General features: G+C 63.5%; 26 protein-coding genes and 1 pseudogene. 14 read left to right on the top strand and 13 right to left on the bottom strand.

Going from position 1 to position 26,657, the window contains the following annotated elements; all coding sequences use genetic code 11:
- Positions 1-250: pseudogene (locus RHODMAR_RS28680) on the top strand (IS110 family transposase); the annotation flags it as partial.
- Positions 251-292: 42 nt separating this feature from the next.
- Here RHODMAR_RS28680 and RHODMAR_RS11560 read toward each other — a convergent pair.
- Positions 293-2,011: an ATP-binding protein gene (locus RHODMAR_RS11560; RefSeq protein WP_042938858.1), complete on the bottom strand. Its 1,719-nt coding sequence runs from the start codon at positions 2,009-2,011 to the stop codon at positions 293-295.
- A 178-nt stretch (positions 2,012-2,189) separates the two neighbouring features.
- Here RHODMAR_RS11560 and RHODMAR_RS11555 point away from each other — a divergent pair, with 178 nt between their 5' ends.
- From RHODMAR_RS11555 to RHODMAR_RS11550, 3 genes are read left to right on the top strand one after another with little or no spacing between them, the layout of a single operon-like run.
- The gene (locus RHODMAR_RS11555; RefSeq protein WP_232433631.1) at positions 2,190-4,031 is read left to right on the top strand and encodes a TOTE conflict system archaeo-eukaryotic primase domain-containing protein; all 1,842 of its coding nucleotides are present in this window, start codon (positions 2,190-2,192) and stop codon (positions 4,029-4,031) included.
- A complete protein-coding gene (locus RHODMAR_RS29030) occupies positions 4,032-4,535 on the top strand; it encodes a DEAD/DEAH box helicase (protein ID WP_008714648.1) in 504 nt (167 codons plus the stop codon). It begins immediately after the preceding gene.
- A 52-nt stretch (positions 4,536-4,587) separates the two neighbouring features.
- Positions 4,588-5,361 carry an 8-oxoguanine DNA glycosylase OGG fold protein gene (locus RHODMAR_RS11550; RefSeq protein ID WP_042938813.1) on the top strand — a complete coding sequence of 258 codons (774 nt, stop codon included), beginning with the start codon at positions 4,588-4,590 and terminating at the stop codon, positions 5,359-5,361.
- Positions 5,362-5,433: 72 nt separating this feature from the next.
- Here RHODMAR_RS11550 and RHODMAR_RS11545 read toward each other — a convergent pair whose 3' ends face one another.
- The gene (locus RHODMAR_RS11545) at positions 5,434-5,865 is read right to left on the bottom strand and encodes a GNAT family N-acetyltransferase (RefSeq protein ID WP_008714644.1); all 432 of its coding nucleotides are present in this window, start codon (positions 5,863-5,865) and stop codon (positions 5,434-5,436) included.
- Between the two features lie 33 nt (positions 5,866-5,898).
- Positions 5,899-6,501, bottom strand: a complete 603-nt coding sequence (locus tag RHODMAR_RS11540) for a TetR/AcrR family transcriptional regulator (protein WP_008714643.1) — start codon at positions 6,499-6,501, stop codon at positions 5,899-5,901.
- Positions 6,502-6,956: 455 nt separating this feature from the next.
- On the opposite strand from RHODMAR_RS11540, the gene RHODMAR_RS26975 reads away from it, so the two are divergent.
- Positions 6,957-7,310, top strand: coding sequence for a hypothetical protein (locus RHODMAR_RS26975; protein ID WP_008714641.1), 354 nt, complete (start codon positions 6,957-6,959; stop codon positions 7,308-7,310).
- Positions 7,311-7,331: 21 nt separating this feature from the next.
- Here RHODMAR_RS26975 and RHODMAR_RS11530 read toward each other — a convergent pair whose 3' ends face one another.
- Both RHODMAR_RS11530 and RHODMAR_RS11525 read right to left on the bottom strand, forming a co-directional pair.
- Complete coding sequence (locus tag RHODMAR_RS11530) at positions 7,332-7,847, bottom strand: hypothetical protein (RefSeq protein ID WP_008714638.1); 516 nt, start codon at positions 7,845-7,847, stop codon at positions 7,332-7,334.
- 23 nt (positions 7,848-7,870) lie between these two features.
- On the bottom strand, positions 7,871-8,359 hold the full coding sequence (locus RHODMAR_RS11525; RefSeq protein ID WP_008714636.1) for a hypothetical protein: 489 nt from the start codon (positions 8,357-8,359) through the stop codon (positions 7,871-7,873).
- A 296-nt stretch (positions 8,360-8,655) separates the two neighbouring features.
- On the opposite strand from RHODMAR_RS11525, the gene RHODMAR_RS11520 reads away from it, so the two are divergent.
- Complete coding sequence (locus tag RHODMAR_RS11520; protein WP_008714634.1) at positions 8,656-9,324, top strand: hypothetical protein; 669 nt, start codon at positions 8,656-8,658, stop codon at positions 9,322-9,324.
- 14 nt (positions 9,325-9,338) lie between these two features.
- Positions 9,339-9,980, top strand: coding sequence for a hypothetical protein (locus tag RHODMAR_RS11515; protein ID WP_008714632.1), 642 nt, complete (start codon positions 9,339-9,341; stop codon positions 9,978-9,980).
- Between the two features lie 14 nt (positions 9,981-9,994).
- On the opposite strand, the gene RHODMAR_RS11510 is transcribed toward RHODMAR_RS11515, so the two are convergent.
- Positions 9,995-11,935 carry a flavin-containing monooxygenase gene (locus RHODMAR_RS11510; RefSeq protein ID WP_008714630.1) on the bottom strand — a complete coding sequence of 647 codons (1,941 nt, stop codon included), beginning with the start codon at positions 11,933-11,935 and terminating at the stop codon, positions 9,995-9,997.
- 183 nt (positions 11,936-12,118) lie between these two features.
- Between RHODMAR_RS11510 and RHODMAR_RS11505 the strand changes: the two genes are divergently transcribed.
- The 4 genes from RHODMAR_RS11505 to RHODMAR_RS11490 are packed head-to-tail and all read left to right on the top strand — an operon-like array spanning position 12,119 to position 16,131.
- The gene (locus RHODMAR_RS11505; RefSeq protein WP_008714628.1) at positions 12,119-12,781 is read left to right on the top strand and encodes a nitroreductase family protein; all 663 of its coding nucleotides are present in this window, start codon (positions 12,119-12,121) and stop codon (positions 12,779-12,781) included.
- Positions 12,782-12,807: 26 nt separating this feature from the next.
- Complete coding sequence (locus RHODMAR_RS11500) at positions 12,808-14,370, top strand: class I adenylate-forming enzyme family protein (RefSeq protein WP_042938812.1); 1,563 nt, start codon at positions 12,808-12,810, stop codon at positions 14,368-14,370.
- A complete protein-coding gene (locus tag RHODMAR_RS11495; RefSeq protein ID WP_008714627.1) occupies positions 14,367-15,008 on the top strand; it encodes a TetR/AcrR family transcriptional regulator in 642 nt (213 codons plus the stop codon). The genes RHODMAR_RS11500 and RHODMAR_RS11495 overlap by 4 nt, the downstream gene beginning before the upstream one ends.
- Positions 14,998-16,131, top strand: coding sequence for an EstA family serine hydrolase (locus RHODMAR_RS11490; RefSeq protein ID WP_008714625.1), 1,134 nt, complete (start codon positions 14,998-15,000; stop codon positions 16,129-16,131). The genes RHODMAR_RS11495 and RHODMAR_RS11490 overlap by 11 nt, the downstream gene beginning before the upstream one ends.
- A 3-nt stretch (positions 16,132-16,134) precedes the next feature.
- Here the strand turns inward: RHODMAR_RS11490 and RHODMAR_RS11485 are convergent, their stop codons facing one another.
- Positions 16,135-17,169, bottom strand: coding sequence for a LacI family DNA-binding transcriptional regulator (locus RHODMAR_RS11485; protein ID WP_008714623.1), 1,035 nt, complete (start codon positions 17,167-17,169; stop codon positions 16,135-16,137).
- A gap of 230 nt (positions 17,170-17,399) precedes the next feature.
- On the opposite strand from RHODMAR_RS11485, the gene RHODMAR_RS11480 reads away from it, so the two are divergent.
- Together RHODMAR_RS11480 and RHODMAR_RS11475 are read left to right on the top strand one after the other, a co-directional pair.
- Complete coding sequence (locus tag RHODMAR_RS11480) at positions 17,400-18,341, top strand: dihydrodipicolinate synthase family protein (RefSeq protein ID WP_008714621.1); 942 nt, start codon at positions 17,400-17,402, stop codon at positions 18,339-18,341.
- A gap of 297 nt (positions 18,342-18,638) precedes the next feature.
- Positions 18,639-19,817, top strand: coding sequence for an Nramp family divalent metal transporter (locus tag RHODMAR_RS11475; protein WP_042938853.1), 1,179 nt, complete (start codon positions 18,639-18,641; stop codon positions 19,815-19,817).
- Positions 19,818-19,934: 117 nt separating this feature from the next.
- Here the strand turns inward: RHODMAR_RS11475 and RHODMAR_RS11470 are convergent, their stop codons facing one another.
- From RHODMAR_RS11470 to RHODMAR_RS11450, 5 genes are read right to left on the bottom strand one after another with little or no spacing between them, the layout of a single operon-like run.
- A complete protein-coding gene (locus RHODMAR_RS11470) occupies positions 19,935-20,819 on the bottom strand; it encodes an NAD(P)-dependent oxidoreductase (protein ID WP_008714616.1) in 885 nt (294 codons plus the stop codon).
- 49 nt (positions 20,820-20,868) lie between these two features.
- Positions 20,869-21,942, bottom strand: coding sequence for a 2,3-butanediol dehydrogenase (locus tag RHODMAR_RS11465; protein WP_008714614.1), 1,074 nt, complete (start codon positions 21,940-21,942; stop codon positions 20,869-20,871).
- 47 nt (positions 21,943-21,989) lie between these two features.
- Positions 21,990-22,763 carry an SDR family NAD(P)-dependent oxidoreductase gene (locus RHODMAR_RS11460; RefSeq protein WP_008714612.1) on the bottom strand — a complete coding sequence of 258 codons (774 nt, stop codon included), beginning with the start codon at positions 22,761-22,763 and terminating at the stop codon, positions 21,990-21,992.
- The gene (locus tag RHODMAR_RS11455; protein WP_008714610.1) at positions 22,760-23,845 is read right to left on the bottom strand and encodes an SDR family oxidoreductase; all 1,086 of its coding nucleotides are present in this window, start codon (positions 23,843-23,845) and stop codon (positions 22,760-22,762) included. The genes RHODMAR_RS11460 and RHODMAR_RS11455 overlap by 4 nt, the downstream gene beginning before the upstream one ends.
- Positions 23,842-24,906, bottom strand: a complete 1,065-nt coding sequence (locus tag RHODMAR_RS11450; RefSeq protein WP_008714607.1) for a butanediol dehydrogenase — start codon at positions 24,904-24,906, stop codon at positions 23,842-23,844. The genes RHODMAR_RS11455 and RHODMAR_RS11450 overlap by 4 nt, the downstream gene beginning before the upstream one ends.
- Before the next feature lie 166 nt (positions 24,907-25,072).
- On the opposite strand from RHODMAR_RS11450, the gene RHODMAR_RS11445 reads away from it, so the two are divergent.
- Positions 25,073-25,858: a helix-turn-helix domain-containing protein gene (locus RHODMAR_RS11445; protein WP_198289434.1), complete on the top strand. Its 786-nt coding sequence runs from the start codon at positions 25,073-25,075 to the stop codon at positions 25,856-25,858.
- 7 nt (positions 25,859-25,865) lie between these two features.
- Here the strand turns inward: RHODMAR_RS11445 and RHODMAR_RS11440 are convergent, their stop codons facing one another.
- The gene (locus tag RHODMAR_RS11440) at positions 25,866-26,636 is read right to left on the bottom strand and encodes an SDR family NAD(P)-dependent oxidoreductase (protein ID WP_008714603.1); all 771 of its coding nucleotides are present in this window, start codon (positions 26,634-26,636) and stop codon (positions 25,866-25,868) included.
- Positions 26,637-26,657 lie beyond the last annotated feature (21 nt).

Here is a 26,657-nt window from a genome sequence, read left to right as displayed (position 1 = left end):
TTCGACACCGGAGATCATCCGGATGCTCAAACGCGGAATTGTTCGAGAAGTCTTTCGCCTGCTGACCACCACTGTCGAGGTTCCCGACATCAGTGACCTCCGACCGGCGCGGCAGGCCCGCCACATCACTCTCGACCGAGCAGCTCGACACTTCCAGGTCTGGCCTGCCACCATCTCGCAACTCGAACTCGGCAGACGACGCAACGACGACCTCGCCAACAACTACCGAAAGTGGCTTCTCACCGCTTGACAACAATAGGAGCATCAGAGCGCAGGGACATCGGCCGTGAACTCAGCCGTTCGATCCGTGCCCCAGCCATACATAGCGACGTTTGGGGCTTCTCGGCACACCGTCGGCGCGTACGCTGCCTCGTTCGATGAGCGCATTCAGTTGCTTGACTACCGCGACCCGGCTGATGCCGGCACGTTCGGCCAGTTCGAGTGCTCCTGCCTCACCCATCTGCGCGATCGCCTCCTCCACCGACTCGCGTCGTCCGGTGCCGATGTTGTCCGCCGCGGGCGGCCTCGTCACCGACGGATCCAGAACGTATCTCGCGTACCGCCGCCCTCCCTGCCTCACCGCGACACCGTTCTCGACCAGATCACGCAGAACCTGGCCCGCGGCAAGCCTGTCTGCTCCCCACTCGCGCATCGCCGCGTTCGTCACGAACCCCCCTCGCATCATCGCGACCGCGATCTCGTGGGCGGGCGTGGGCAAGGGAACACGAAGCGATGCAAGCCATTTCTTCACATTGGGCCCCAACAGTGCCGAACGCGACATTGTCACCGTGAATGTCGTCACCGAACTATCGAATATCGGCCGAGGCAACCCTCTCGACCGTGCCCGCTCGATCATCGTTGGGATTCCCGACGCTCGATTTTCAGCCACCAACTGCTGAGATCGAGGCAGATAAGTGTCCGATAACAGGTTGGCCAATACCGAATTGCGAGATGATGAGATACCGATGGCCCCCAGGTCGTCTTCAGTGAGTGCGCCGAACAGTCCACCGGGACTCCGCACAACCAACTTGTCGCCCGTCAGTTCGATTTGCACCTGGGTGCCGCGGGTCGTCGGGCTGTAATCGCGATGAAGCACAGCGTTGACGACGGCCTCTCGAATGGCATCGAGCGGGTAGTCGAGGTGATCTGTCCGACCTGCGTCGACCACCACAGCGCGCGCCGCAAGATTGCGCCTCACTACGGCCAACGACTCAGCCACCATCTCAGGTATCGAACCTCTTACGGTCACGTTGTCGAGGAATCGGCTGTCACTATCGGAGTCCGCAGCGTGTACGACCACGGAAATCATCAACTGAGGGAAGAACTGCTGGGGGAACGCTCCGTAAGCCAGCAGCCCCGCCAGCGTCGGGCGAGAGTCGAGGGAAGGCGCGACGAGTATTCCGAGTCTGTGGAGGGCCACCGCGTCATCGGAATCCCGCAATGCCGCCGATCCAAGTCGGACGCGCTCCAAAGTTCTCAGAACCGCATGCCGATCAAGATCTGCATATGTGGCACCGTCGACTGCTTCCCGATCGTAAATCGGCTGTGTCCGAGACGAATAGACGAGTGCGATCTCGGCCTCGGTCATACGACGATCGCCGTCGCCGGTGCGAATATACGCGCCGGTCGACACGCCCTTGGACGTCACATAGACCGGACGGAGATCGGCCGAAGTAGGCGGAACCTGGGCAACCAGAATCCGTTTGCCGTCGATCTCGATTATGTCGGTCTCGATGTGCAGCGCCGGGGTGACAGCGTCCCTGCTCATACTGACCAATCGATCTCGGTACGCTGCGGCCTCCCGAATATCGACGAACTCGAACCCCGACGCTTCATCCACCCCGATGACCACGGTTCCACCCGACGTGTTTGCGAAGGCAACCAGGGTTTCGCGAACCGACTGCGGAAAACCACCAGCTCCGCTTTTGACTTCGACCGTCGAGGGTTCCCCGCCGATGCGCCGCAGGGAATCGACCAACTCCGCTAGATCGTCTGCTCCGGCCGAGTTCATGGGGAAACCATACTTGAAAGCAATATGCAGCATTGCAAGTTGGTTGTAAGTCGGTTGCAAGTAGTCGTACTTGTAACCCGAAGTTCCGCAGAAGTTGCTGCAGGGACAGCACGCGACTCGCGCTCGAGGATGGTCAGCGACGCCCCCGACCGCCCCACTCTCGGCCACAATAGCGAGCATGGAGAAGTACCCAGGCGAAGTGGATGAGCTACGCGCAGAGGCCGCTCGACTCCGCGCGCTACTCCGGCTGAGACAAGGTGACGCAACCATGCCTGCGGGTGACCAAGCGGCCATCGGGACGGTCACGATGGCGTCACCGTCGATCGACAAGCTGCGTCTCTACCGATCGCTGTTCATCGCCCGCAGCGATGTACATGCGATTCGATGGCAGAACACCAAGGACGGCCGCTCCGGCTGGATGCCGGCCATCGAGGGACGCTGGCACAAGGGGATGAATCCCGATAACGCTTCATATCTCCCACTGACAGACGACGTTCTCGAACGACACTTGCGGGGCGATCTGCACATCGGCCTGTACGCGCTTACCAAGAACGACAGTTGCCGTTGGCTTGCAGCAGACTTCGACAAGGACTCGGCGATGTTGGATGCGCTGAGTTACGTCAAAGCCGCGCGCAAACAGGGCATTCCAGCAGCGCTCGAGGTTTCTCAATCCGGGAGAGGTGCTCACGCATGGATATTCTTCGCCGATCACGTCCCGGGTGCACTCGCTCGTGAGATGGGAACGGGGCTGATTCGCGAGGCGTCGGCGTTGCGCAACAGTATGAGTCTCGCTTCGTACGACCGGTTGTTTCCCTCTCAGGACACTCATCTCGGACGGGGACTTGGCAACCTCATTGCGGCACCGCTCAACGGGCGCAAAAGAATTAACGGCACTACCGTGTTTCTCGATCCTGCAACGCTCGAGCCGTTCGAAGACCAGTGGGCGCTGCTATCGACAGTTCACCGTCTGTCCACCAACGAAGTGCGCCGCGCACTCGCCGCACTACCCAAGGCCGAGGTGGGTCGATCCGTCCGGAGAGTTGCCCTACCGACGTCGTCGAAGATCGTCCCTCAACCTGCCATCGTGATCCGGGCGACGCTACGCGCGCGTCTGCAACTGACAGCCGACGACCTGGGTCCCGCCATGATCTCGAGCATCAAGCACGCATCGTCGATTCAGAACCCCGAATTTTACGACCGGCAACGTCGCCGGCTCAGTACCTGGAACACCCCACGATTCCTGGAAAGCTTCGACGAAACTGTGGACGGCGACCTCATCCTGCCGCGCGGGCTCATCTCGCTGCTCACCGAGATGATCGAGTCAGTCGGAAGCAGACTGCAAGTCACCGATACCCGCGAACGGGGCACCGCACAGACGTTCAAGTTCGACGGTGAACTCCGATCCGAACAGGCCCAGGCCGTGAGTACCGCAACGGGAGTGGATCATTGCGTCATCGTCGCGCAGCCAGGCGCCGGCAAGACAGTTATCGCGTGCGCAGCCATTGCGGAGCGGGCGACGTCGACTCTCGTACTCGTCGATCGGAAGGCACTGGCCGACCAATGGCGCGAACGAATCGATAAGTACCTCGGAGTCAAGGCGGGTCAGATCGGTGGTGGCAGGAAGAAGCTGACAGGATCGATCGACGTGGGCCTGCTGCCCACGTTGGCGCGCCGAGACGACGTAGAGGCGTTGACATCGTCCTATGGCTTCGTGGTCGTCGACGAGTGCCACCACGTCCCCGGGACCGCATTCTCAACTGTTCTCAATCAGATACCGTCGAAGTACTGGCTCGGCCTGACAGCGACGCCCTATCGTCGAGATGGTCTCGACGACCTGATTTTTCACCAAATCGGTTCAACAATTCACAGTATCGAGTCAATCAAACCGGGCGAGTTGACCGACGGATCGACGGAAACGCCGCCCGAGCGCAAACTGGTCGTTCACTCGACCGCCTACGAGTACAAGGGCGATGCCGACCCGTCACGTCCGGGCGGAATGGCAGAGATCTATCGAGATTAGGTGGCCGACGAAGCGCGTCTTGCCCAGATCGCCGACGACATCAGCGCAGCAACACATGAGGGCAGGAATGTCCTCGCACTCACAACGTGGACCACGCATCTTGAACTGGTGGTCAGCGCTCTTGCTGAACGTGGACACAGCGTGACCACACTTCGCGGCGGAATGGGCGCGAAGGCCCGGAAGGCAGCGGTTGCCGAGCTGACTGAGCAGCAATTAACGGGGACCCCGATGCTTACGGTCGCCATCGGGTCTTTCATCGGCGAAGGGTTCGACATCCCTGCCTTCGACACACTGTTCCTCGCCGCGCCGATCTCGTTCAAAGGCCGGCTCATCCAGTATGTGGGAAGAGTGGTGCGATCTCACCCAGGCAAGACCACCGCTACGGTTCACGACTACCACGACGCCCTGACCCCGGTGTTGGCGTCTTCGCTGAACAAACGAGCTCCAGGATACCTGGACATGGGCTTTCCTGATCCGCGAAAAGTAACCCCCCTCCCGCCATGATGCGAAGTAAGAACAAAGGCGAACTGTCGGTACCCGATGCTTCGATGGCGGTATGTCACAACGCGACGAGGGGTTCCCGCCGCCCACGGCCTGTGTGCAGTGGTGTCAGCACCGCAACTACGACCTGCATGTCCTCGACGACGGCGTGGAGGTGGACCTCGATTGGTGGAACGGCCACCTCGACCGAGCAGGTCACGATCTTCGGCTGCGCGGGCGCAACCTCGACGGCGAAGTCGTCGAGTACGGCGGTGCCACTGTGCAGCGCAACGATCTTCGAATCGGCACGGATCTGGCTGTAGGCGAACACGATTCGCTCGGCCTGTTGTTTCTCTGCGCGGCGTGGCAGGGCAGTCACCGACACCGCCGAGCGATGCGGCGATTCCCCGACGTCATGAACCCACACCTCAGCCGTCCCGACGAGAACCCTGTCGCCAAGACCCTAGCTGTGCTTGACAGCTGTGTCCGCAACCGCGCAGTGCCCGACCATCCGAACTCCACCTGGTCCGGCTGGCCCGATGCGCCCGGCGTCGGAATGTCCCTGATGGCCACGTTTCTGTGGGCGGTGAAGGCGTCGGTCTACGGCGGTCCGGCTCAGCTGATCGACCAATACGGTGTCTCGACACTCATCCACGAAGGGTGGCTCGAAGACCCGTCGGTCACCGGGTTCACTCGTCGTCGTTACGACCGCTACGTCGAACTCATCACCGCATGGGCCACCGACATCGGCACCAGCCCTGAACTCGTCGAAATGTGGCTCGTGCAGCGATGGAGCGCCCGACTCAACGAAGCACGACACGGTCGCTACACCGCGCCTACTCTGTTCTGAACCGGTCGAAGCGCACGGAAACCATCGATTCTTCTGCAGCCCAACGCTATTCGGCAGGACATACGAGGTTCATCACCCGCCCAATACCATGCGCACGTGGGGAATCCCAGCGTCCAGGTAGTTCTCCCCCACGCGAACGAATCCGAAGCGGCCGTACCACTCTTCGAGGTGCGCCTGCGCGGACAGTTCGACGACCCCGGGATATGCCGCCAACGCAGCGTCTATGAGTTTCCCGGCGTAGCCCCGACCCCGCGCAACTGCGGCGGTCGCGACTCGGCCGATATGGACCGTGTCGTCGACGAGGACTCGAATGGTCGCCAGCACCTCACCGTCGTCGTCCTGCATCCAGAACAACTCCGTCGTCGGAAGCAGGTCCGCGCCATCGAGTTCGATGTCGTCGACAATGCCCTGCTCATGCACGAATACCGCGACCCGAAGCGCCATGATCCGGTACAGGGCGTTCTGGTCGACGCGTGCAAGAGGAGCGCGATGAAGAGTGGGCATACGGGGTCCGTTCTGTCGAAAGTGGGGACGGGGTCACCGGTCAGTTGCGGCACTGCGTTCGACCACGTTGGCGATCGTCCGCTGAGCCAGTCGTTTCTGCGTCGCCGGCGGATAAGTCTCTCGATCGAGTACCGCGAGGACCACGATGCCTTCCACCGCGGTGGCGATCTGTAGAGCGCACTCTGCGGCCTCGGCATCGGTGATGTGAGTGGCGAGGTCGGCAACGAGACCCGCTATGCGGGTGAGCCATTGACGCGTGTGGGTCACGTGCGGGTTCCGCAGATCAGCGTCCGCGATCGCAGCCGCCGCGAAACCCGTGAAAATTCGGGCTTCGACAATGCGCTCGTCGTCGAGCGGAAGTACCGAGCAGACAACGGAATACAGCCGCTCCGCCGCGGACTGCGTGACACCGGCACCGGCCTCGTCGGCCCGTGCTGCCGTGCGCTCGAACAACGTCTGTCGCGCATGCACCAACATCGCAGACCGGGAACCGAAGCGGTGCATGATCAACCCGGTCGTGCAGCCCGCCCGGGTCGCGACCGCGCGCACCGTCGTCGCCTCGATTCCCAACTCCGCGATGGTGTCCCATACGGCCTGCGAAATGCGGTGCCGTGGATCGTCCGCTTCGAGCGTCACTCGTTATCACCACCCGCTCGTCGTAACACCTGTTACGGATGAGCGTAACAGGTGTTACGGGACCACACCCGGACACCAACCAAGGGGATTGTCGAGACGAACGATCCCTCACCCTGGTTTCGACAGCCTGCGCGACGGTCTTGCTGAAGAGCGGATGTACCAACTCCATCGACTCGGACACCGCCACTCCGTCACGGAGAACTGTTCCCCGTCACCTCGACCGACCTCGCCACCGAGGACGGGTGGGATCGGAATGATCGATCAGGCACCCGACATCGTCGGCCTCGTCATCGACGAGGCCGCGGACGCACCGTCGAGCATCGAGCCCACCAGGAGCAGCTACTCGCATCCGCAATCTAGGTGATGAATCTCGCCGCCTGCGAGCAGGCAGTCACGAACGGCACTACCGACTGGAATGAGCCGATGGCGGTGCGCATCCGAATGCCCTGAACCGGTTGGAAATCGCAAACACCGGCACCAACGCGACCGACCCCAACGCGACCTTGCCCAACGCCACGGTCCGCATCGACGACATCGTCTCGGCCATGATCCAGGAAAGCGACAACTCGGTCCCCGACTACCTCCGATACCGACTGGACGGCCAGGCAATCATCGACGCAGCAGCCACCGGCGAGAGGGAAAACTTCGAGGTGCCCAGCCTGGTGGCCGACATGATGTCGCTGTACGGCTCAGCGAACATCGTGGAGCGGCACGGCCGCGGCGACTACCGAATAGCCGTCAGATGGGTTGTGCCGCTTTTGGTTTCGATGCTCGGCACTGCGGATATCGCGGGCGATCTGGGCACCTGACCCCGTCGCGCAAGCGTCCGATCAAGGCACGAAGAGCACACCCAAACCGGGGATGAGGGCGTTCGACGCATCAGGATTTTCTCGGTCATGGGTAACCGTCACGACCACCGGCCCTGCACCCGTCTGGGCGGTCACCTCGAGGGGTAAGCGGAATGCCTGCGGGCCGCCCTGATTGGCAGGTCGTGTCCGATCGACCTCATCGATCCAATGCCGCAAGCCTGCGGAGCCCACTTCACCGGTAGTCAGATTGCGCCAGTTGACCGTCAGGTGCCGGTAGTTGAACTGGTAGTAGTACGGCCGAATGTCGGCGGCAGCGAAGCGCACCTCACCCGGCTTCTCACCGACCACAGCTCGAATCGGAATGGTCTGGACAAGTCCGCCGGGAACGCCCACCGGGCCGAATTCCGGCCCGGTGACGACGGGTACCTGAAGTACCGACTCCTGAGGAGCGGCGGTTGCAGTGCCGGCACCCATGCCGAAGACCAGGGGGACGGTCAGCGCCAGGGCAGCGACACCGCATCGGATCGATTTCTGCATCGAGTTGCCTTTCGTATGGACGGTCACGGAACGTAGATCAGTCCTTGGCCTGCGATAAGCGTGTCGGCATAGGGTGCACCATTGCCGTAATCGCGATAGTGAGTCACCGTGACCGACACCCAACCGACGCCCGTCGGCAAGGTGACTTGGGGCGGGAGCTGCTCGTTTCGTGTGGGTGGGACGCCGTCGGCCGGGTCAGGATTGGGGTTGTCCTGCCAATGCCGCAGACTGGCCGTCCCCCGCAAGCCGACGTCCAAGTTTCGGAAGCTCACGCCGAGGCTTCGGTACGGGTACTGGTCAGCGTAGGGCGCGATGTTGGCGGCCGAGATTTTCAGCACGCCAGGCTCTTCACCGACCGTGGCCTGTATCGGGATGGTCTGGAACAGCCCACCGGGCACGGCACCCGGCGCAATCTGAAAACCGGTCACCACCGGAATCTGAAGCAGCGTGGTCTGCGGCGATGCAACGGCAGTACCTGCACCGACGCCGAGCAGCAGCGGAACAACCAGCACAACTGCTAAAACAGCTCTTCGCAACGACTTTCGCATGCTGCATGCCTTTCGTCGATGTCGCATAATGCAATACCGAATCGCTACCCACCGACTCGACCTGTCCGAGTTGAAGCTGAAACATCAAGTAATTCTTAAGTGTTTGGTAGCCCCACCCTCGCAGTCATTGCGACAAAAGGACCTGCCGTATATCGAGTCGTGACGCTGTCGTGACACGAAAGACGTTAACAGACCACTTGGCCCGTTCGATTCATCGATCAGAGGTGATGCACACTGCAGCCACCGGTGAGGACCATCGAATGAGGCAAGTCCGCACAATCGTGGCCACGTGTGCACTACTCGCAGCCACCACACTCGCAGCAACTGCGTGCGGGTCCGAGGAGCCGGCCACAACCGCTTCGCCGTCGAGCACCAGCGCAGCGGCTGCTCCGTCGACGAACGGATACACCGACTCCGACGATGGCAGCGGATCGGGCGGAAACGGGCAAGCTACCGAGGTGATCACCCCGGCACCGGACATCACCGAAGCCTCGGGCTCAGATGCCGTGCCGCCCGCCCCGAATCGCGACGACGTCAACGTCGATGCACGCGATTTCGAGAACACCGGCAGCCAGTACTTCTTCCAGTCCACTAGCGGAAATGTGTTCTGCGCATTCAATTCGGCCAACGCACCGGGAACGATCGTCGGCTGCCAGGTCCGATATTCGGTTCCGGGCAACACCGGCCGCGAATGCGCCAATACCGCGACCAACACCTACGGGGTACAGATCAACCAGGACGGCACCGTCGAACAGATCTGCACCAACCAGGGAATCTTCTTCGGCGGATCTCCCGGCCCCCGAGTTCTGGAATACGGCCAGGTCATCGGAGTCACCGGCAATTTCTGCCGCTCCACCGAAGCCGGCATCCTCTGCTACGACGGCGACCGAGGCTTCATGATCTCCCGCGACATCAACATCGCATTCTGATGAAGGAGCTCCGAATGAGTCGCAGATTCGCATTGGCCGCAATACTCACCGCAGCTGCGCTGACGGCATGCGGCAGTCAGGAAGCACCCGCCGCCGATCCGACCCCATCCACCAGCGCCGCCGCGCAGATACCCGCGCCACCGCAAGTGACCATCGCGGCACCGTCGAACACCGGTGGCGCCGGCTCCAGCGAATCAGCCGACGAACCTACCGTGACCAACGCGAAGCCGACGGCTGCCGATCCCGCGAACAACACCGCGCCGATCACACCCGTCGACCCTGCCCGGTACAGCGCGTACGGCAACCAAGTCGGCTGGAAGTCGCCCTCGGGCAACATCTATTGCAAGATCGGCGACACCGAATTCTCGTCCGGTTGCCAAGCAGCAGATGCTCCGATCCCCGATGGCGCGAACTGCGTGACGCCGTCGTTCACCATCGACCAACTCGGCAAGGGCTTCTACATGACACCGGGGAAGGTGACGCCGACCTGCTTCAACCAAGGCGAATTCGGAGTCGAGAACGCACAGCCGTTGGACTACGACACATCCATCACCTTCAACGGCTTCACGTGCTTCTCCCGGGTCGAAGCGATGATCTGCGACGCGGGTGGTGGACACGGATTCGTGTTGTCGGCGCAGCAGGCAACGTCCAACTGATCAGGTCCCACTGATCAGGGAGCCTCATCCCGTCGAGCCTCGGTGACGAAGTCGTCGAGATCAGCCCGCCGGGTCATCTCCCAGTAGTCGACGATGCGCCAGGGCAACGTCGAGACCACGCGTCCGGCGTCGTTGCGGTACCAGTTGTCCATGCCGCCGTGCGACCAGATCATCTTCGCGTGCGCCTCGTCGTGCTTGCGGACGTACTCCGCCTCCACGTCGACCTTGCACTCGATGGCTCCGATTCGCTTGTCCACCATGTCGTTCAGCACATCGATGATGTACCGCACCTGACATTCGGCGATGGTGATGTAGCTACCCCCGTGGCCCAGTACCGTGCCTGGACCGCAGGTGATGAAGAAGTTCGGGAAGTCGGGAACGGTGATGCCGAGATACGCGTGCGCATCTTCCGGGCCCCAGATATTGCGGATGGACTCCCCTGATCGTCCACGTACATCGATCGGCGTCAGCAACTTGTGGGTCTCGAAGCCCGTCGCGAGGATCACCACATCGACCTCGGTCTCCGAACCATCCCGCGCAACAACCGAGTTGGCGGTGATCGAGGAGACGGCGTCGGCGATGAGGGTGACGTTGTCGCGCTTGAGCGCGGCGTACCAGCCGTTGTCGAGCAGCATCCGCTTGCCGAAGGGTGGATAATCGGGCAACGACTTCTCGATCAGATCCGGTCGGCCCTCGAGCTCGGCTTCGATGTAGCGGGTGAATACGCGTCGATGCGCGTCGTTCATCGGGTTGATCGAGCGCTGCGGATGCTCCCACTCGGGATCGACCTGCAGCGAGCTGTGCACACGGTCGTTGAAGTTCCAGGCCAGCCTGGTCCGGTACCAAAGCCGATACAGCGGAACGACATCCATCAGGTAGTTGGCGTCGTCGCCCATCTCGGTGAAATACACATCACTCGACGACACCCACTGCGGCGAACGTTGGAAGACCGTCGCGTGCCCCACCGCCGACGCGATGGCCGGCAGCACCTGCATGGCACTGGCCCCGGTTCCGACGATGGCGACGCGCTTACCCGTCAGATCCAGATCTGCCGGCCAGTTCGCCGTGTGGAAGATCGGGCCGTCGAACGATTCGAGCCCGGGAATGAGAGGCACCTTCGGCCGATTGAGCTGACCGGTCGCCGTGATCACCACGTCGGCGGTCAACGTTTCGCCGTCGACCGTCCTGACGGTCCAGCCCTGTCGCTGCGCGTCGTACTCGGCGGTCGCGACCTCGGTATCGAAGCGAATGCGTTGCCGCAGATCGTGTTCGGACGCGACATCGCTGAGGTACTGCCACACCTCGTCGCGCTTGCCGAAGTGGGTGCTCCAGGCCCGCGGCGCGAAGGAGTAGGAGTACAGGTGACTGGGGGTGTCGACGCCCGCACCGGGGTAGGTGTTCTCGAACCAGCCACCGCCCACGTCGGAGTTCTTCTCGAGCACGACGTGACTGATGCCGGCCTCGTGCAGCTTGATGGCGGCGAGCATCCCGGAGACGCCCGCGCCGATCACGATGACCGACAGATCGTTCGGAGCGGCCACCGGAGTGTCCGAGGCAGTGAACCCCATGTCCTCGGCGACCATGACGCCGAACTCGCGAGGAACCTGCTCGCCGACGGCCACGCTGATCATCTCGACGAGGTGCTCCGAGTCGGGCGCGGGCACCGCCATGGGCGTGCCCTCGTGAAACGCGCAGATCGCGTCGAGCGCTGCGGACCGGATGCGGTCGGCTACTGCGTCGTCGAATCCGCCTGTGTCGTTGTTGTCCATGCCGCGACTACGCGTGGGGCGATACGGATCGGCGAGCCACGTTCGATCGCCGGTCAGCTGATAGAGCACCGCCACCAGCGTGGGCAGGTTCGCCGCGGTGAGAGCCCGCGAGAGCCGGTCCCGATCTACTCGGTCCCGATTAACCCCACCCTCGGTTTCCGCTGCCGTTGCTGCATGTGTGGACACCGGTACCTCCTGTTGCGAGCTGCTCTATCCGACTCCGACAGCTCAACTAACCATGGTTAGGCAATTCTGCGCAAGCGTTTCCCGATCTGGAAATTCACAGCAATTGAACCCTTGACAATGTGGCCCACGCCACATGATGCTTCATGGCACTACCTAACAGCGGACAGGCGAAGGGAAACACCCATGGAACTCACCGAGGCGATGCGCACCACCGGCACCTGCAGGCGGTACCTCAGCGATCCCGTTCCCGACGAGGTGTTCCGCGCCGCGTTCGACGTCGCCCGCTTCGGCCCGCAGGGCGGCAATCGTCAGCCCGTGCGGTGGATCGTCGTACGCGACGCTGCCCGCAAGCAGGCCCTCGCCGACCTCTACCTGCCGATGTGGGACGCCTACTTCGCCGGCATCACCGGCGGAACCGTCGCCGTCGGTGCACTGCCCAAGACCGTGCAGGACGCCGACTACTTCGCCCGTCACCTCCACGAGGTGCCCGCGATCGTGGTGGTCTGTGCCGCGCTGGACGGACTGCACCCCACCGACAACGAACTCGGCCGACTCTCCGTCGTCGGCGGCGCATCCATCTACCCCACCGTGCAGAACCTGTGCCTGAGCCTGCGTGATCAGGGCGTCGCGACCGCGGTGACGACGTTGCTGTGCCACGAGGAACCCGCCATTCGCGAACTGCTCGGCATCCCGGACGACTACATCACCGCCGCCCACATCGCCGTCGGGTATCCCGAGAAGTCGTTCCCGCGCAAGCTCACCCGTGATCCGGTGGAGCAGATCGTTGCGGCAGAGACGTTCTCGCAGCCGATGTTCGACTCCGCTGCTCTCTCGCCTGCCCTGTAAAACCACTGCATCTGAAGGAGTCCGCCGTGCCCGGTACTGCCATCCACCACCGCTCCCCCATCGGCCGCGCCACCATCGGCGATCAGCTACGTCGCCATGCGCGGACGCAGCCGAACAAGGTCGCGTTCATCAGCTACTCGGCGGACGGCACCCGCGAGGTCACCACGTACGGCGAACTCGATTCTCGGGCAAACCAGTTCGCCAACCTGCTGGTAGATCTCGGGGTGACCTCGGGTGACCGCGTCGCATCGATGGCTCGTAACAGCGTCGATGTGGTGGTGGCGTACTACGGCACGCTCAAAGCCGGAGCGGCATTCACCGGCATCAACGTGATGTATCGCGCCGCCGAGGTGAAGCACCAACTCGAGCATGCGGAACCGACTGTGGTGGTGGCCGATCCGGCCTTCGCCGAGATCATCTCCTCGGTGAAGCCGGAGGCCACCACCCTGGTGACGTTCGGGTCCGAATACGCCGCACTGACGGCGAACACCCCGTCCACCGAGCCGGACGTCGAGATGGACGAGAACGACGTCGCGATGGTCATCTACACCTCCGGAACCGAAGCGGCCCCCAAGGGGGTGATGATCCCGCACCGCAACTTCCTCATCTCCACCGCGCCCGCGTGGAGTTGGGGCCTGCGGACGGGGCCGGAGGACACCTGGCTGTTCGTCATGCCCTTCCACACCATCGCCGGACTCGGCTCGATGACGACCCTGACACTGATGGGTGCCACCCTCGTCCTGCCCGCGACGGTCGACCCGGCTCAATCGCTGCGCATCATCGCCGCCGAGAAGATCTCCGTCATCGCGCAGACTCCCACGTTCTACCTGGCCTTGGCCCGAGATGAACAGTTCGGCCCCGAGTCCGTCAGCCAGGTTCGGCGCTGTCTCACCTACGGTGGCCAGGTGTCACCACTCACGATCAGCGCCTGGGCCGCCGCGGCACCCGAGGCCATCTGGGGCACCTACTGGGGGCAGTCGGAACTCTCGCAGCTCGGCTCGGTCGGCTGGTTCTCGAAACTCGACGACATTCCCGACGGCGACGCGTCGTGGATCGGTAAGCCCGTCACCCACCTCGAGATCAAGGTGGTCGACCCCGCGGGCAACGAGAGCGAGATCGGTGAATTGCTCTGCCGCACTCCCTCGGTGATGCTCGGCTACTTCAAGGACGCCGAGCGCACCGCCGAGGTGTTCCGGGACGGCTGGGTGCATACCGGCGACATGGTCCGCATCGACGCCGACGGCAACCTGTTCTTCTACGATCGGATGAAGGACATGATCAAGTCGGGAGGGATGAACGTGTCGTCGCAGGAAGTGGAACGCACCATCCACACTCACCCGGATGTGCTGCGTGCCGCCGTCGTCGGAGTTCCCGACCCGTACTGGTCCGAGGCCGTGACCGCCTTCGTCATCGCACGCGACGGGGTGACCGCCGACCCGGCCGCGATCATCGAGTACTGCCGCACCGAGTTGGCGTCGTACAAGGCCCCGAAGTCGGTTCACATCGTGGCCGAACTGCCCGTCGACCCGCAGGGAAAGATTCTCAAGCGTGAACTGCGACTGTTGGTGGCGGTCGAGGAGACCGTATGACGCAGCCTGATTCGACGCAGCCGGCCGATGTCACCGCTCTCCCCCGTCAGGTCCGCACCCGCCAACGGCGTGACGACATCGTCGCCAACGCCGCAACTATCTTTGCGCGCGAGGGCTACTCGAACGTGGGCATGCGCGATATCGCGGACGCCGTCGGCATCAAGGGAGCGAGCCTCTACCACCACTTCCCGTCCAAGGAAGACATCCTGTTCGCGATCTGCCTGACGGTCACGCAAGAGCCGGCCGAGGAGAACCTGCCACTGCTCGACGCGGCCGGAACCCCCACCGAGCGCATGTCGTCACTGGTGCGTGCGCACCTGGTGCACCTGAACACGCGACGAGTGGAGTACATCGTCGGCCTGCACGAGCTCGCCTCGCTGACCCCCGAGCATCGCACTGTCATCGAGGACTACCGCCGCCAATACCAACGACGTGTCCACGACGTCATCACCGCCGGCATGCGCAGCGGCGAATTCACCGTCCCGGACGCTCGCCTGGCGTCGTTCGCTCTGACCGACATGCTCAACGGCATCAGCAACTGGTTCCACGACGGCGGCGAGCTGAGCATCGAGGACGTCGCCGACGGTTACGTTGAACTCGCCGTCCACCGTGTTCTCGGTGCATCACATGGGGATTGACGGTCACTGCGACCCCCGCTTCACGGCGGTGCGCGATACGCTCGCGGCCAATCTCGACAACGGCAGTGAACTGGGCGCATCCATAGTGGTCGACATCGACGGCCACACTGCCGTCGACCTCTGGGGCGGCTACCGAGACACCGAAGGCCGCCTGCCGTGGGAGTCGGACACGATCACCAATGTGTGGTCGACCACCAAGATGGTGACGTGCCTGGCGGCGTTGATGCTCATCGACCGCGGAGTGCTCGATCCCGACTCCCCCGTCGCGCATTACTGGCCCGAGTTCGCGGCCGCCGGCAAGGAGAACATCGCGGTTCGGCATCTGCTGTCGCACACCTCAGGGGTCTCGGGCTGGGACAGACCGTTCGCCGAGGAGGATCTCTACGACTGGGAGCTCTCGACCTCGCGTCTGGCCGCGCAGGCACCGTGGTGGGACTCCCGCACCACATCGGGGTATCACGCGGCTAGCCAGGGCCACCTGATCGGCGAAGTCGTCCGCCGGGTCACCGGAAAGTCGTTGCGGCAGTTCGTTGCCGACGACATCGCCGGTCCTCTCGGAGCCGACTTCCAGATCGGTGCCGCCGAAAGCGACTGGGTCCGGATCGCCGATGTGGTTCCGCCGCCCCCGCCGACCGATGATGCCGCTCCCGATCCGACGATGGTGCGTCGCAAGACCTTTCTCGGACCGTTGGTGCACGCCGAGTCCGCGAACACCGCGGCGTGGCGCGCCGCGGACATGGGTGCACTGAACGGGCATGGCAACGCGCGATCGGTCGCAAGAATCCTGTCCGTCGTCTCCCGCGGCGGAACCGTGGACGGCGTGCGACTGCTGAGCCCCGGCACGATCGACTCGATCTTCGAGGAGCAATCCAACGGAGTCGATCTGGCCCTGGGTATTCCGTTGAGCTTCGGCCTGGGCTTTGCTCTGCCCCAGCAACAATCGGTGCCCTACATCCCCGACGGCAAAATCTGCTTCTGGGGTGGTTGGGGTGGATCACTGACCGTCCTGCACCCGGAATCTCAGCTGACCATCTCCTACGTGATGAACCGCATGGGTACGGGAATTATCGGTTCGGATCGCGCCGAGCAGTACGTGCGCGCGGTCTACGACGCCATCGCCTGACGGTCAGCGCACCAGGCGGCTCGACGATCGCCGAGGAATCAACGTCGGTAGGGCTTTTCGGATGGCCGTCGTGTCGTCGCTTCCGCGGATGAGCAATTCCATGGCGGTGCCCGCGATGGAATCGAATGCGGTACGAACCGAAGTCAGGGGCACCGGCAACAGCTGCGCCAACGGGATGTCGTTGTACCCGACGAGCGACAGATTCTCCCCTACGGCCAGACCGTGGCGATGCGCGGCAGAGAGCACACCCAGAGCGATGTTGTCGTTGGCGGCGAACACCGCCGTCGGACGCGTTGCGCCGTTGAACAATTCGCGTCCGGCCTGCTCGCCGGCATCGATTCCGTAACCGGTTTCGACCACCCATTCAGGCCTCGGTGACAGTCCCGCCTCGGCGAAGGCCCGCTGTGCACCGCCCAATCGGCCGACGGCGCTGGAAGTGAACAGCGGACCCGTCAGCACGGCGATATCGGTGTGTCCGAGATCGATCAGGTGACGAACCGCGAGATAACCGCCGGTGTCGTCGTCACCGATGGACGACGGACTCTTCCCGTCAGTTCTCAGGACGAGAACGTGCGGAGTTCCGTTCTCGCGAAAATGACTCGGCAGAGGGTCGTCGATCCGGCTGGTGGCGAGGACGACCCCATCGACATTGCGCTCGAGAAGTGATTGCGCGGCGTTCCACTCGTCCGTGGGATCGTCACCGCTGGTGGCGACGATCGCGTGATAGCCCTCTTTACCGGCGGCCCTGTCGATGGCCTCGAACATCAGCGCCATCACGGTGTCCGACAGGCGAGGCACCAACACCCCGATGGTGGCCGTGGCACCCCGTCGCAAGTTCGAGGCGAACGTGTTGCGCCGGTAGCCGAGTTGCTCTGCGATGTCTCGCACGCGGATGGCCGTCGCGGATCGGGACGGCGCGACACGGTCGTCGAGCACACGACTGACGGTGGAAATGCTGACCCCAGCGGCCTTGGCCACGTCGCGCAAAGTGACTACGTCCGTGCGCTCCGTCGAGAGCCCACTTCGGGTGGGACGCATCGGCAGCTCCTGTCTCTTCCCTCGGGCCCCGCGGTACTGGCTGTTCGTCCGAACTTACCCATCCGCAGACCACAGCACGTGCAAACGTCCCAGGAACGTTTGCAGGCGTTGGTGCGGCCCGCGTCATACACAGCACCAAAAGTGATAGTTGACACAACCCGTTCGTCCGAATTACCGTGATGCAAACGTTCCCGACAACGTTCCCATCACATCTCGAGAAGGACGACACCATGAATGCACTCGATCTCCGTGGACTCAGCCCGGCACCGATCACGCCGTTCACTCGCGACGGCGAAGTCGACTACGACGCCATCGCGCGCCTCGGGTCCTGGCTCGGAAGTGTCGACGGCGTCAAGAGCCTCGTCGTCCTCGGGCATGCCGGCGAAGGCACCTTCCTCACCCAAGCCGAACAGGCCAAGGTGATCGGCGCGTTCCACGATTCCGTCGACGGCAGGCTTCCGATCATCGCCGGCATCACCGGCGAAGGAACCGCAGTGTCCGTCGAAGAAGCCAAGCGAGCCGTCGACGCGGGTGCCTCGGCCGGCCTGGTCTACCCGTCACACGGGTGGCTGCGCTTCGGCTACCAGGACGGCGCACCGCAGGACCGCTACCGTGCACTGTACGAAGGATCGGGTTTGCCACTGATCCTGTTCCAGTACCCCGACGTCACCAAGGCGACCTACAACCTCGACACCCAGCTCGAGATCGCAGCGCAGGAAGGGGTGTTCGCCACCAAGAACGGCGTTCGCAACATGCGCCGGTGGGACCGCGAAATCCCGGTCCTGCGCAAGGAGAACCCCGACCTGCAGATCCTCAGCTGCCACGACGAGTACCTCCTGCACACCATGTTCGACGTCGACGGCCTGCTGGTCGGTTACGGCGGCCTCGCCCCCGAGCCCCTCGTCGAGCTCATCGCCGCAGGCAAGGCCCAGGACTACCCGGCAGCACGGGCCATCCACGATCGCCTTCTTCCCGTCACCGCGAACGTCTACCACCGCGGATCCCACATGGAGGGAACCGTGGCCCTCAAAGAGGGGTTGGTCCACCGCGGAATCCTCGAGCACGCCACCGTTCGGTCACCGCTACTTCCGCTCGCAGCGGGTGCGCACGATGAGATCGCGGCCGCCCTCGATTCGGCGAACCTCGGCTCGGTAGTGCCTGCGCTCGTCTGAGCCCACGCGTCCTCTTCCAACGCCACGAAATCGAACAGATCAATCGGCCGGCATCGATGACCCCACGGTCATCGATGCCGCACGCCGAATTCGCTCGTAGTTTTCGTAACCGCTCCCCACCGCATCGAGCCGGGGCACACTGCCTCTAGTAGCGAGTACGGAGCGTCACCAGAAAGGCTCGTCATGAGTCAACCCCGAACGACCCCGGTGGCACCAACCGCATCCACCGCATCTGCCCGCACCGGTGCCGCGGAGTCGGTGACGGGTCGCTGGAAGCCCGTTCTGAGCACTCTCGCCATGGCGGGGCCCGCCTTCATCGCGGGAGCGTGGCAGTTCGGCCCCGGCAACCTGGCCAGCGCCGTCGAAGCCGGCAGCAAGTACGGCTACGCGCTGATCTGGGTCGTCGTCCTCTCGACCGTATTCATGCTCGTCTATGCCGATATGAGCGTGCGTCTGGGAATCAGTACGCCGAAATCGCTCATCAGCTCCGTCAAGGATGTTCTCGGTCAACGCGTCGGTATCGCCGCCGGGGTGGGTGTCTTCGTCATCACCCTGTGCTTCTCCGTCGGCAACGCCGTGGGATCAGGTTTGGGCCTGTCGATGGTCTTCGGCGGATCCCCGCTGATCTGGTCGATCGCCTGCACCGCCTTCGTGGCGCTGATTCTGTTGTTCCGCAACGTCTATCGCATCGTCGAGCGCGTACTGCTCGTCATCGTGGGCCTGCTCGGTGCGGCCTTCATCATCAGCGCGGTCATCGCGAAACCGGACTGGTACATGGCCCTCGACGGCGTGATGCCCAGCGCCCCACCCGGAAGCATGCTGCTGATCGTCGCACTCGTCGGCACCAACTTCTCGCTCAATGCAGCATTCTTCACCTCGTACGGCATCCACGAGCGTGGCCGGACTCGGCAGGAGTACCGACAGACATCTGTCGCCGACACGATCCCGGGCATCATAGCCCCCGGCATCATGACCGCACTTGTCATCGTCGTCGCAGCTGCTGTACTGGGTAGCCAGAACACCGAGGCGGCCACCCTGGTGGGGTTGGCCAGGGTCTTCGAGCCTATCGCCGGACCGATTGGGTCCACCATCTTTGCCCTCGGACTGTCCGGCGCGGCATTCTCCTCGATGGTCGCCAACGCAACTGCCGGCGGCACGATGCTCTCGGATGCTTTGGGGCGTGGACCATCTCCGAGCACGGTCACCGCCAAGGCGACATGCGCAGCCATCCTCGCTTTCGGCCTGATCATCACCATCGCCTTCACGTCCTCACCCATCCAACTGATCATCATCGCCCAAGCCCTCACAGTGCTCGTGGCACCTTTCCTCGGCTTCCTTCTCTACGTCATGAGCAACAACCGACAGCTGATGGGCGATCTGAGAAACACCTGGTGGAAGAACGCGCTCGGCGTGCTGGGATTCCTCTCCATCCTCTCGTTGTCCGGCCTGCTGATCTACGAACTCGCGATGCGATAGACGTCGGCGACATCACTGAACAGTTCAGGCGGGTACTCGGTGGAGTACCCGCCTGAATCGTTGAATCGGTGCGGCCTCGACCGGCTTCTCGCGGACGAGGGCGCGACAATCGTATGGTCAGCGCTCGGAATCGGACGACTGCAAGAACTCGAGCACTGCCGCCATGTCCTTCGCCCCGAGTCCGGAGTCCAACGCCCCGTCGAGAACGTTCCCGACAGTCGTGGCCTGCGGCAGTTCGAGGGCATGGTCCCGGGCCAACGCCAGTCCGAGGCCCACGTCCTTGTGCAAGAGCGACAACGGAAATGCCACACCCGCCGCGGACGGATCGAGAAAGTGTTCTTTCTTGTATCCGACGTACGGCGCAGCCACCGCACTCGAGCCCAATACCTCGTACAGGGCGGCCGGTGCCAAGCCCGCCGACTCACCCAGGATCAGCGCTTCGGCAACAGCCTGGTTCAGTGCTGCGAGAACCGAATTGACCGCGAGCTTGGCCACCGAGGCAGTACCGGCCGCACCGGTGTGGAACTGCCCCCGCGTCACTGCCTCGAGAATCGGCTTCAGGTAGGCGAACTGTTCATCATCGCACCCGACCATCGTCGTGATCTGCCCGGTCTCGGCCAGACTCACGCTGCCCGATACCGGGGCATCCACCACCGCGGTGCCCGAACCTGCTGCCCGCTCCGCGAACTCGCGCACGGCGGTCGGTCCCACCGTTCCCATCACCACGTGAAGATGCTCCGCCGCGCCGGCTGTGGCGATGCCGTGCTCACCGAACAGCACCTCCTCGGTCGCAGCGGCATCGGGCAACATGCTGAAGGAAATCTCGGCGCGCGCCAGATCAGCGGGCGTCGTGGTGATCGTCATTCCCAGATCGACGAGGCCGGCCGGCGCGGTCTCCGCCGTCAGGTACAGGTCGTAGGCGGTGACCGTGTGGCCCGCCTCGAGGAAGCGGCGCACCATATGGGTACCCATGCGGCCGACTCCGGCGAATCCGATATGCATTGTCTCTCCTAGCGTGGGGCGGAACGTCAGTGCAAGTACTCGGTGTCGATCAGGACGTCGGTGCGTCGCCGACCCGCACCAGAAGCTTCTGGGCGTCACCGTTCGGGTCCAGCAACCGCTCGAATCCGTCGGCGACGATGTTCTCGACGTCGATGATCTCGCTGACCACTTTCTCCACCGGGTAGCGTCCGGATGCGACCAGCGCGATGATGCGTGGCCAGTCGTACACCGGGTAGCACCAGGTACCCACCAGGGTCAGGTCCTTGTTGGACATGGCCATCGGATCGATCGTCGCGGGCTTGACGTGCAGACCGACCTGAGCGACGGTTCCGCCGGAGCGAACGCTGTCCAGTGCAGCCGTCAATCCGTGCTGGTGACCCGAGCATTCCGCTGCGGCGTCGACTCCGATACCGCCGGTCAGGGCGCGGACCGCGGCCGGCACGTCCTGCACCGTCGGATCCAGCACCTCTGCGATACCGAATGCCTCGATCAGCGCTCGGCGCTTGGCATTCGGCTCCGAGACGATGATCTTTGCCGCACCCGACGCGTGCGCATACAGAGCGGACAGGGCCCCGATCGGTCCCGCACCGGTGATGAGAATGGTGTCCCCGGCTCGCAGACCGGTGCAGTCGACGCCGTAGGCGGCCACCGCGGCCGGCTCGATCAGCGCGCCCTGGACATCACTGACACAGTCCGGTAGCACCGACACCTGTTGTTCCTGCACCGCAACCAGTTCGGAGATTCCTCCGCCGCCCCAGCTCAGACCGGTGCAGGCCATGATCACACACAGGTGGTTGAGTCCGCGCCGGCAGTAGTAACACTTGCCGCAGCTGATGAGTGGCATCACCGAGACGCGGTCACCCACGGCGACCGACTCGACGTCGGAGCCGATCTCGACCACGCGCGCCGAGAATTCGTGGCCGAACACCTGGGGCGCTTTCGCACCGGTGAGTGCGTGGGGTTCGGTTGGAATGACGATCGGACCGAAGGCGTACTCGTGTAGGTCCGTTCCGCAGATGCCGCAGAAGAACGGTCGAAGCAGAACCTCGCCCGGGCCGACCTTCGGGGCCGGAACGTCTTCTACCCGTACATCGTGTCGGTCGTGAAATACCGCGGCGCGCATAGCTTTCTCCTGAAGTCGAAAAATCTGTGTGAAGGGATGATCCTGCGTCAGACCGCGGTGATTCCGCCGTCGATGGTGACTGCGGAACCGGTCTGATAGCCGACGTCCTCGCGCAGCAGGAAGACCACCAGCTCGGCGATCTCCTCGGGAGATCCGTACCGCCGCAGCGGTGTGCCCTCGATGAACCGGTCGCGCTCGAAGTTCGGATCCTCCGGGTCGACCAGGCTTTCGGACCTCGACATCAACGGAGTGTCGACCGGTCCGGGGCAGATGCAGTTCACCCGAATGCCGTGGGCCGCGGATTCGGCTGCAGCACTGCGGGTCAGCCCGAGAACGGCATGCTTGGTCACCACGTAGTCGGAGCGATCGGGAGCGCCCTTGAGGCTGAGAATCGAACCGGTGTTGACCACCGCTCCGCCCCCGGAACGACGCAGCAGCGGGAGCACGTTCTTGAGCCCGAAGAACATCCCGTTGAGGTTGACGTCGACCACCGATCGCCATTCGCTCTCGGTGGTATCGACGATGGACTTGTGCACCCCCTCGACCCCGGCGTTGTTGAAGAACAGTCGAGGTTCACCGATCAGCGAGGTCGCGGCGTCCGCATAGGCCTTCACCTGATCGTGCACGGACACGTCGGCGGCGAACGGATGGATCTCGCCCTCCGACTCCGCTGCCGTGCGCTCCGCGGCCGCCATGTTCATGTCGACGGCGAGCACCCGCCCGCCCAAGGACGCCAGCCGATGCGCCACTGCTCGTCCTATACCGCTGCCGGCACCGGTGACGATGGCACCCTTGTTCGTGAACTGCGACTGTTCGTTCATCGCTGATTCCTCGGAAGAATTCCGGCCGCGCGGTAGCTCTCGGTCTTGTCCATGAAACTCTCGAACGTGGATCGGAACCCGAGGAAACCGGCCTGGCGGCTCTTCGTCATATCGGTCAGGCATTCGATGTCGCGGCCGAGGTCGCCGTCCGTATGCCACCAGGATGCCAGGCGATCGACATCTGCTTCGGCCAGATCGTGCTTCGCAGCGATCTCGGACCAGACCTTCGCGGCGTCACCCATGCGCTCGTCGAGCGGCTTGGGGGCATCGGCGAATCCGACGGGTTCGACGCCGAACGCCTCCGCGATCTGTGGCCACATCCAGCGCCACCGGAACACATCACCGTTCGCGATGTTGAACGGTTCGTTCTCGCCCTCGACATGTGTTGCCGCCCAGATCATCTGCTCAGCAAGAAGGTCCGCATCGGTGATGTCGGTCAACCCGTTCCACTGGGTGTCCGAGCCGGGGAACACGAACGGCGCACCGGTCTCGCGGCAGATCTCGGCGTACACGCCCAGCGTGAGCGCCATGTTCATCGCGTTCCCCACCGCGTAACCGAAGACGGTGTGCGCTCGGTGCACGCTCCAGGTGAAGCCCTGCTTTTCCGACGCCGCGAACAGTTCGTCCTCTTGGGTGTAGTAGAAGTTCGGGTTCGGCAGCCTCGGTTCGCTCTCGTGGAACGGGGTTTCGGCCATGACACCGGTCGCGTAATCGTCGAACGGGCCGAGATAGTGCTTCAGGCCGGTCATCAGCGCGACGTGACGCAGCGCGGACTTGCCCTTCATGGCACCGAGGACGTTGCGGATGATGCTCCCGTTGACCTCGATGTTCTCGGCCTCCGAGTCCTGCTTCATCCAGGCCGTGATGAAGACGATCTCCGGGTCGATGCCCTCGAGTGCTGCAGCCAACGACTCCGGATCGAGCAGATTCGCCGAGACCGGAACCACGCCCTCGACCGGATTGGTCGTGCCGCGGGCCAGACCGTAGGTGGTCCACCCTGCGTCGACGAGCTGACGCGAGATCGTCTGGCCGGCAATCCCGGTGGCACCGACGACGAGCGCCGCTCTGCTGGGCGCGCTCATCGGATAGCCGGATCGATGAGGACTTTGCCTTCGACCTTGCCGGTAGAGAGCCGGTCGAGTGCCGCAGGCAGATCTGCCAGCCCCACCGGTGCTTCGGCCAGCTCCTGGCCGAGCGGTCCGGTGTTCAGAATATCCAGTGCGGCAGGTAGATCGGTGTCGCACACGTGGGCCAAGGTGGTTTCGAGAGTGATCTCTCGAAAGACGAGCGAATGCACATCCAGCTCCGGTTTCTCTTTGGGAATTCCTACTGCGAGTACGCGGCCACCATCGGCCACCATGGTCAACGCCGAGACCAGTTGGCCGGGTGCTCCGCTCGCTTCGATGACGACGTCGGGTTTCTTTCCGCCCAGGGCCGCGATGATCTCCGCACCGAGGTCCTCGGACGGAGTGAGCGTGCGATGCGCTCCGAGGCGCGTCGCACGATCGAGTCTCTTCCCCGGAAAGTCGACGACGGTGACATCGACATCCACCAGGTGCTTCAGGCCGGCGAGGACGAACGAGCCGATGGCTCCGGCACCGATGACGACGACGTTGTCACCGTCACGGGCACCGGAACGCCGCGCAGCGTGAATGCCGACGGCCAACGGCTGAGCGAGTCCGGCGTAGTCGATGGACAGTCCTTCGGGCAACGCTCGCAGTGTCTTCGACGGAACACTCGCGAACTCCGCCATGCCGCCGTCGACGTTCAGTCCCAGGGTCTTGTAGGTCGCGCACTGGTTGGTGCGGCCTTCCTTGCAGCGTCGACATGTGCCACACCAGATTCCGGCCCCGGTGGCAACCAGATCTCCGATCTTTGTTTCGGAGTCGGGATCTGCTTCCACTACCTCGCCGACGAATTCGTGGCCGAGGATCAACGGGCCCTGATGTCCGCTGTTGGGGTGCCGCCGCAGCACCGGGAAGGTCTTGGGTCCGGCCACCCATTCCGAGGCGTCGGTACCGCAGATACCCGAGCGCAGAACGCGTACGAGCGACTCACCCGACGAGCGTCGGGGAACTGGAACCTCCTCGACGCGGATGTCGCGAGCGCCGTAGTACACGGCGGCCTGCATGGTGTCGGGCACGATTCCTCCTGGACGAAAATTGAATGTGATGCACGCTACTTCTTTGAGTGTAGAGTAACACTGCACATGTTCAGTGCCAAGCGTTTACGACACGAAAACCTTTGCAACGACGCGGAACAGCGGAATGACCGAGCAATGAGACAATCGATGCGCTACGGTCCGTCCAGTGGGCGCGTACACCCGGTATCAGGGGGAGACGTTGATTGCAGAGGTGGGAGGCGGCGGAAGAATGACCGAAGAGACCGTCGAGGTCGAATCGACCGAGACAGCCGTTCAGATGAACGCTCAGATGGGCCTGCGCCTGCGTGGAGCGCGCGAGAAGGCGAACATGTCGCTGCGGGAGATGGCCCGTCGAGTTCACCTGTCCCCCAGCTTCATCTCTCAGGTCGAGCTCGGCCGCACTGCACCCTCGGTCGGCACGCTGTACGCCATGGTCACCGAGTTGGGTCTTTCGCTCGACTCGCTGATGGCCGAAGATGTGGCACCGCACGACCTCGAGTCCCCAGTGCCGACACCATCGCCACGGCCGAAGCTCGCGGACCGCGGAGAGGTAGCGCATGCAAACGGCAGCGCGCGAGCGTCCTCGGTTCAGCCACTCCCCGAGGTGGGCTCCCTTCCCGGCCTCCAGCGTGCCGACGAACGTCCCGAGTTGTATCTCGGTGGTGTCCGCTGGGAACGCCTGACTCCGGACGACGATCCGGAGGTGGAATTCCTCCGCGTCACCTACCCCGCCGGAACCGAATCCTGCCCCGCAGACAATCTGATGAACCACGGCGGCAAGGAATACATTCACATCCTGTCCGGCAACCTCGAGATTCAGGTTGCCTTCGCCCGCCAGGTGCTCGGGCCGGGAGACAGTCTGCACTTCGACTCGTCCATTCCGCACCGGTTGAGCAACCCCCACGACGAGACCTGCATCGCAATCTGGTTCGTGGTCGGTCGGCAGAAATGATGCGGTCTCACACTGCCGTGTAACCGCCGTCGACCACCAGTGCTGCGCCGTGCACGAAGCGGGCCTCGTCGCTGGCCAGGAACAGCACCGCGTTGGCGACGTCCTCCGGCTCACCGACGTGGCCGATCGGATGCTTGGGTTCCATGATGTCGAGGTAGCCGCGCAGTCCGCCCTCGCTACGTTCGGCCAGTTCACGCACGAACGGGGTCAGAATGGTGCCGGGGTGGACGGAGTTGACCCTGATGCCGTCGCGTCCGTACGTCACCGCATCCTTCTTCGTCATGATCGTGACCGCGCCCTTGGCCGCGTGATACGGAGCCATCTCGTGCGATCCGACGAGCCCGTAGATCGACGAGATGTTGACGATGCTGCCGCCGCCGTTGGCCCGTAGATGCCCGATGGCGTGCTTGGTGCAGAAGAAGACGCCCTTCACGTCGACCGCGAACACCGCATCCCATTCCGCTTCGGTGACCTCGTGGGTCGGCTTGTCCACCCCCGAGATGCCGGCGTTGTTGACGAGGATGTCGAGCTTTCCGAACGACGCAGAAACCTGCTCGAACACCGAGGACACTTCGGCTTCGTCACTGACGTCCAATCGCCAGAACGTCGCCCGCCCGCCCTCTGCCTCGATCAGTCGGACGGTCTCGCGTCCGTCCTTCTCGGAGACGTCGGTGACCGCGACGGCAGCTCCCTGCGCCGCGAACAGCGTTGCCATGGCGCGGCCCATTCCCTTGCCGGATCCGGTGACGATGGCGACTTTGTCGGTCAGACGAGACATGAAAGGTCCTCGGTGTCGTAT

Origin of the sequence: Rhodococcus sp. AW25M09, from assembly GCF_000333955.1 — a bacterium.
GTDB lineage: Bacteria > Actinomycetota > Actinomycetes > Mycobacteriales > Mycobacteriaceae > Rhodococcoides.
This window is presented reverse-complemented; position numbering and strand designations above follow the sequence as displayed.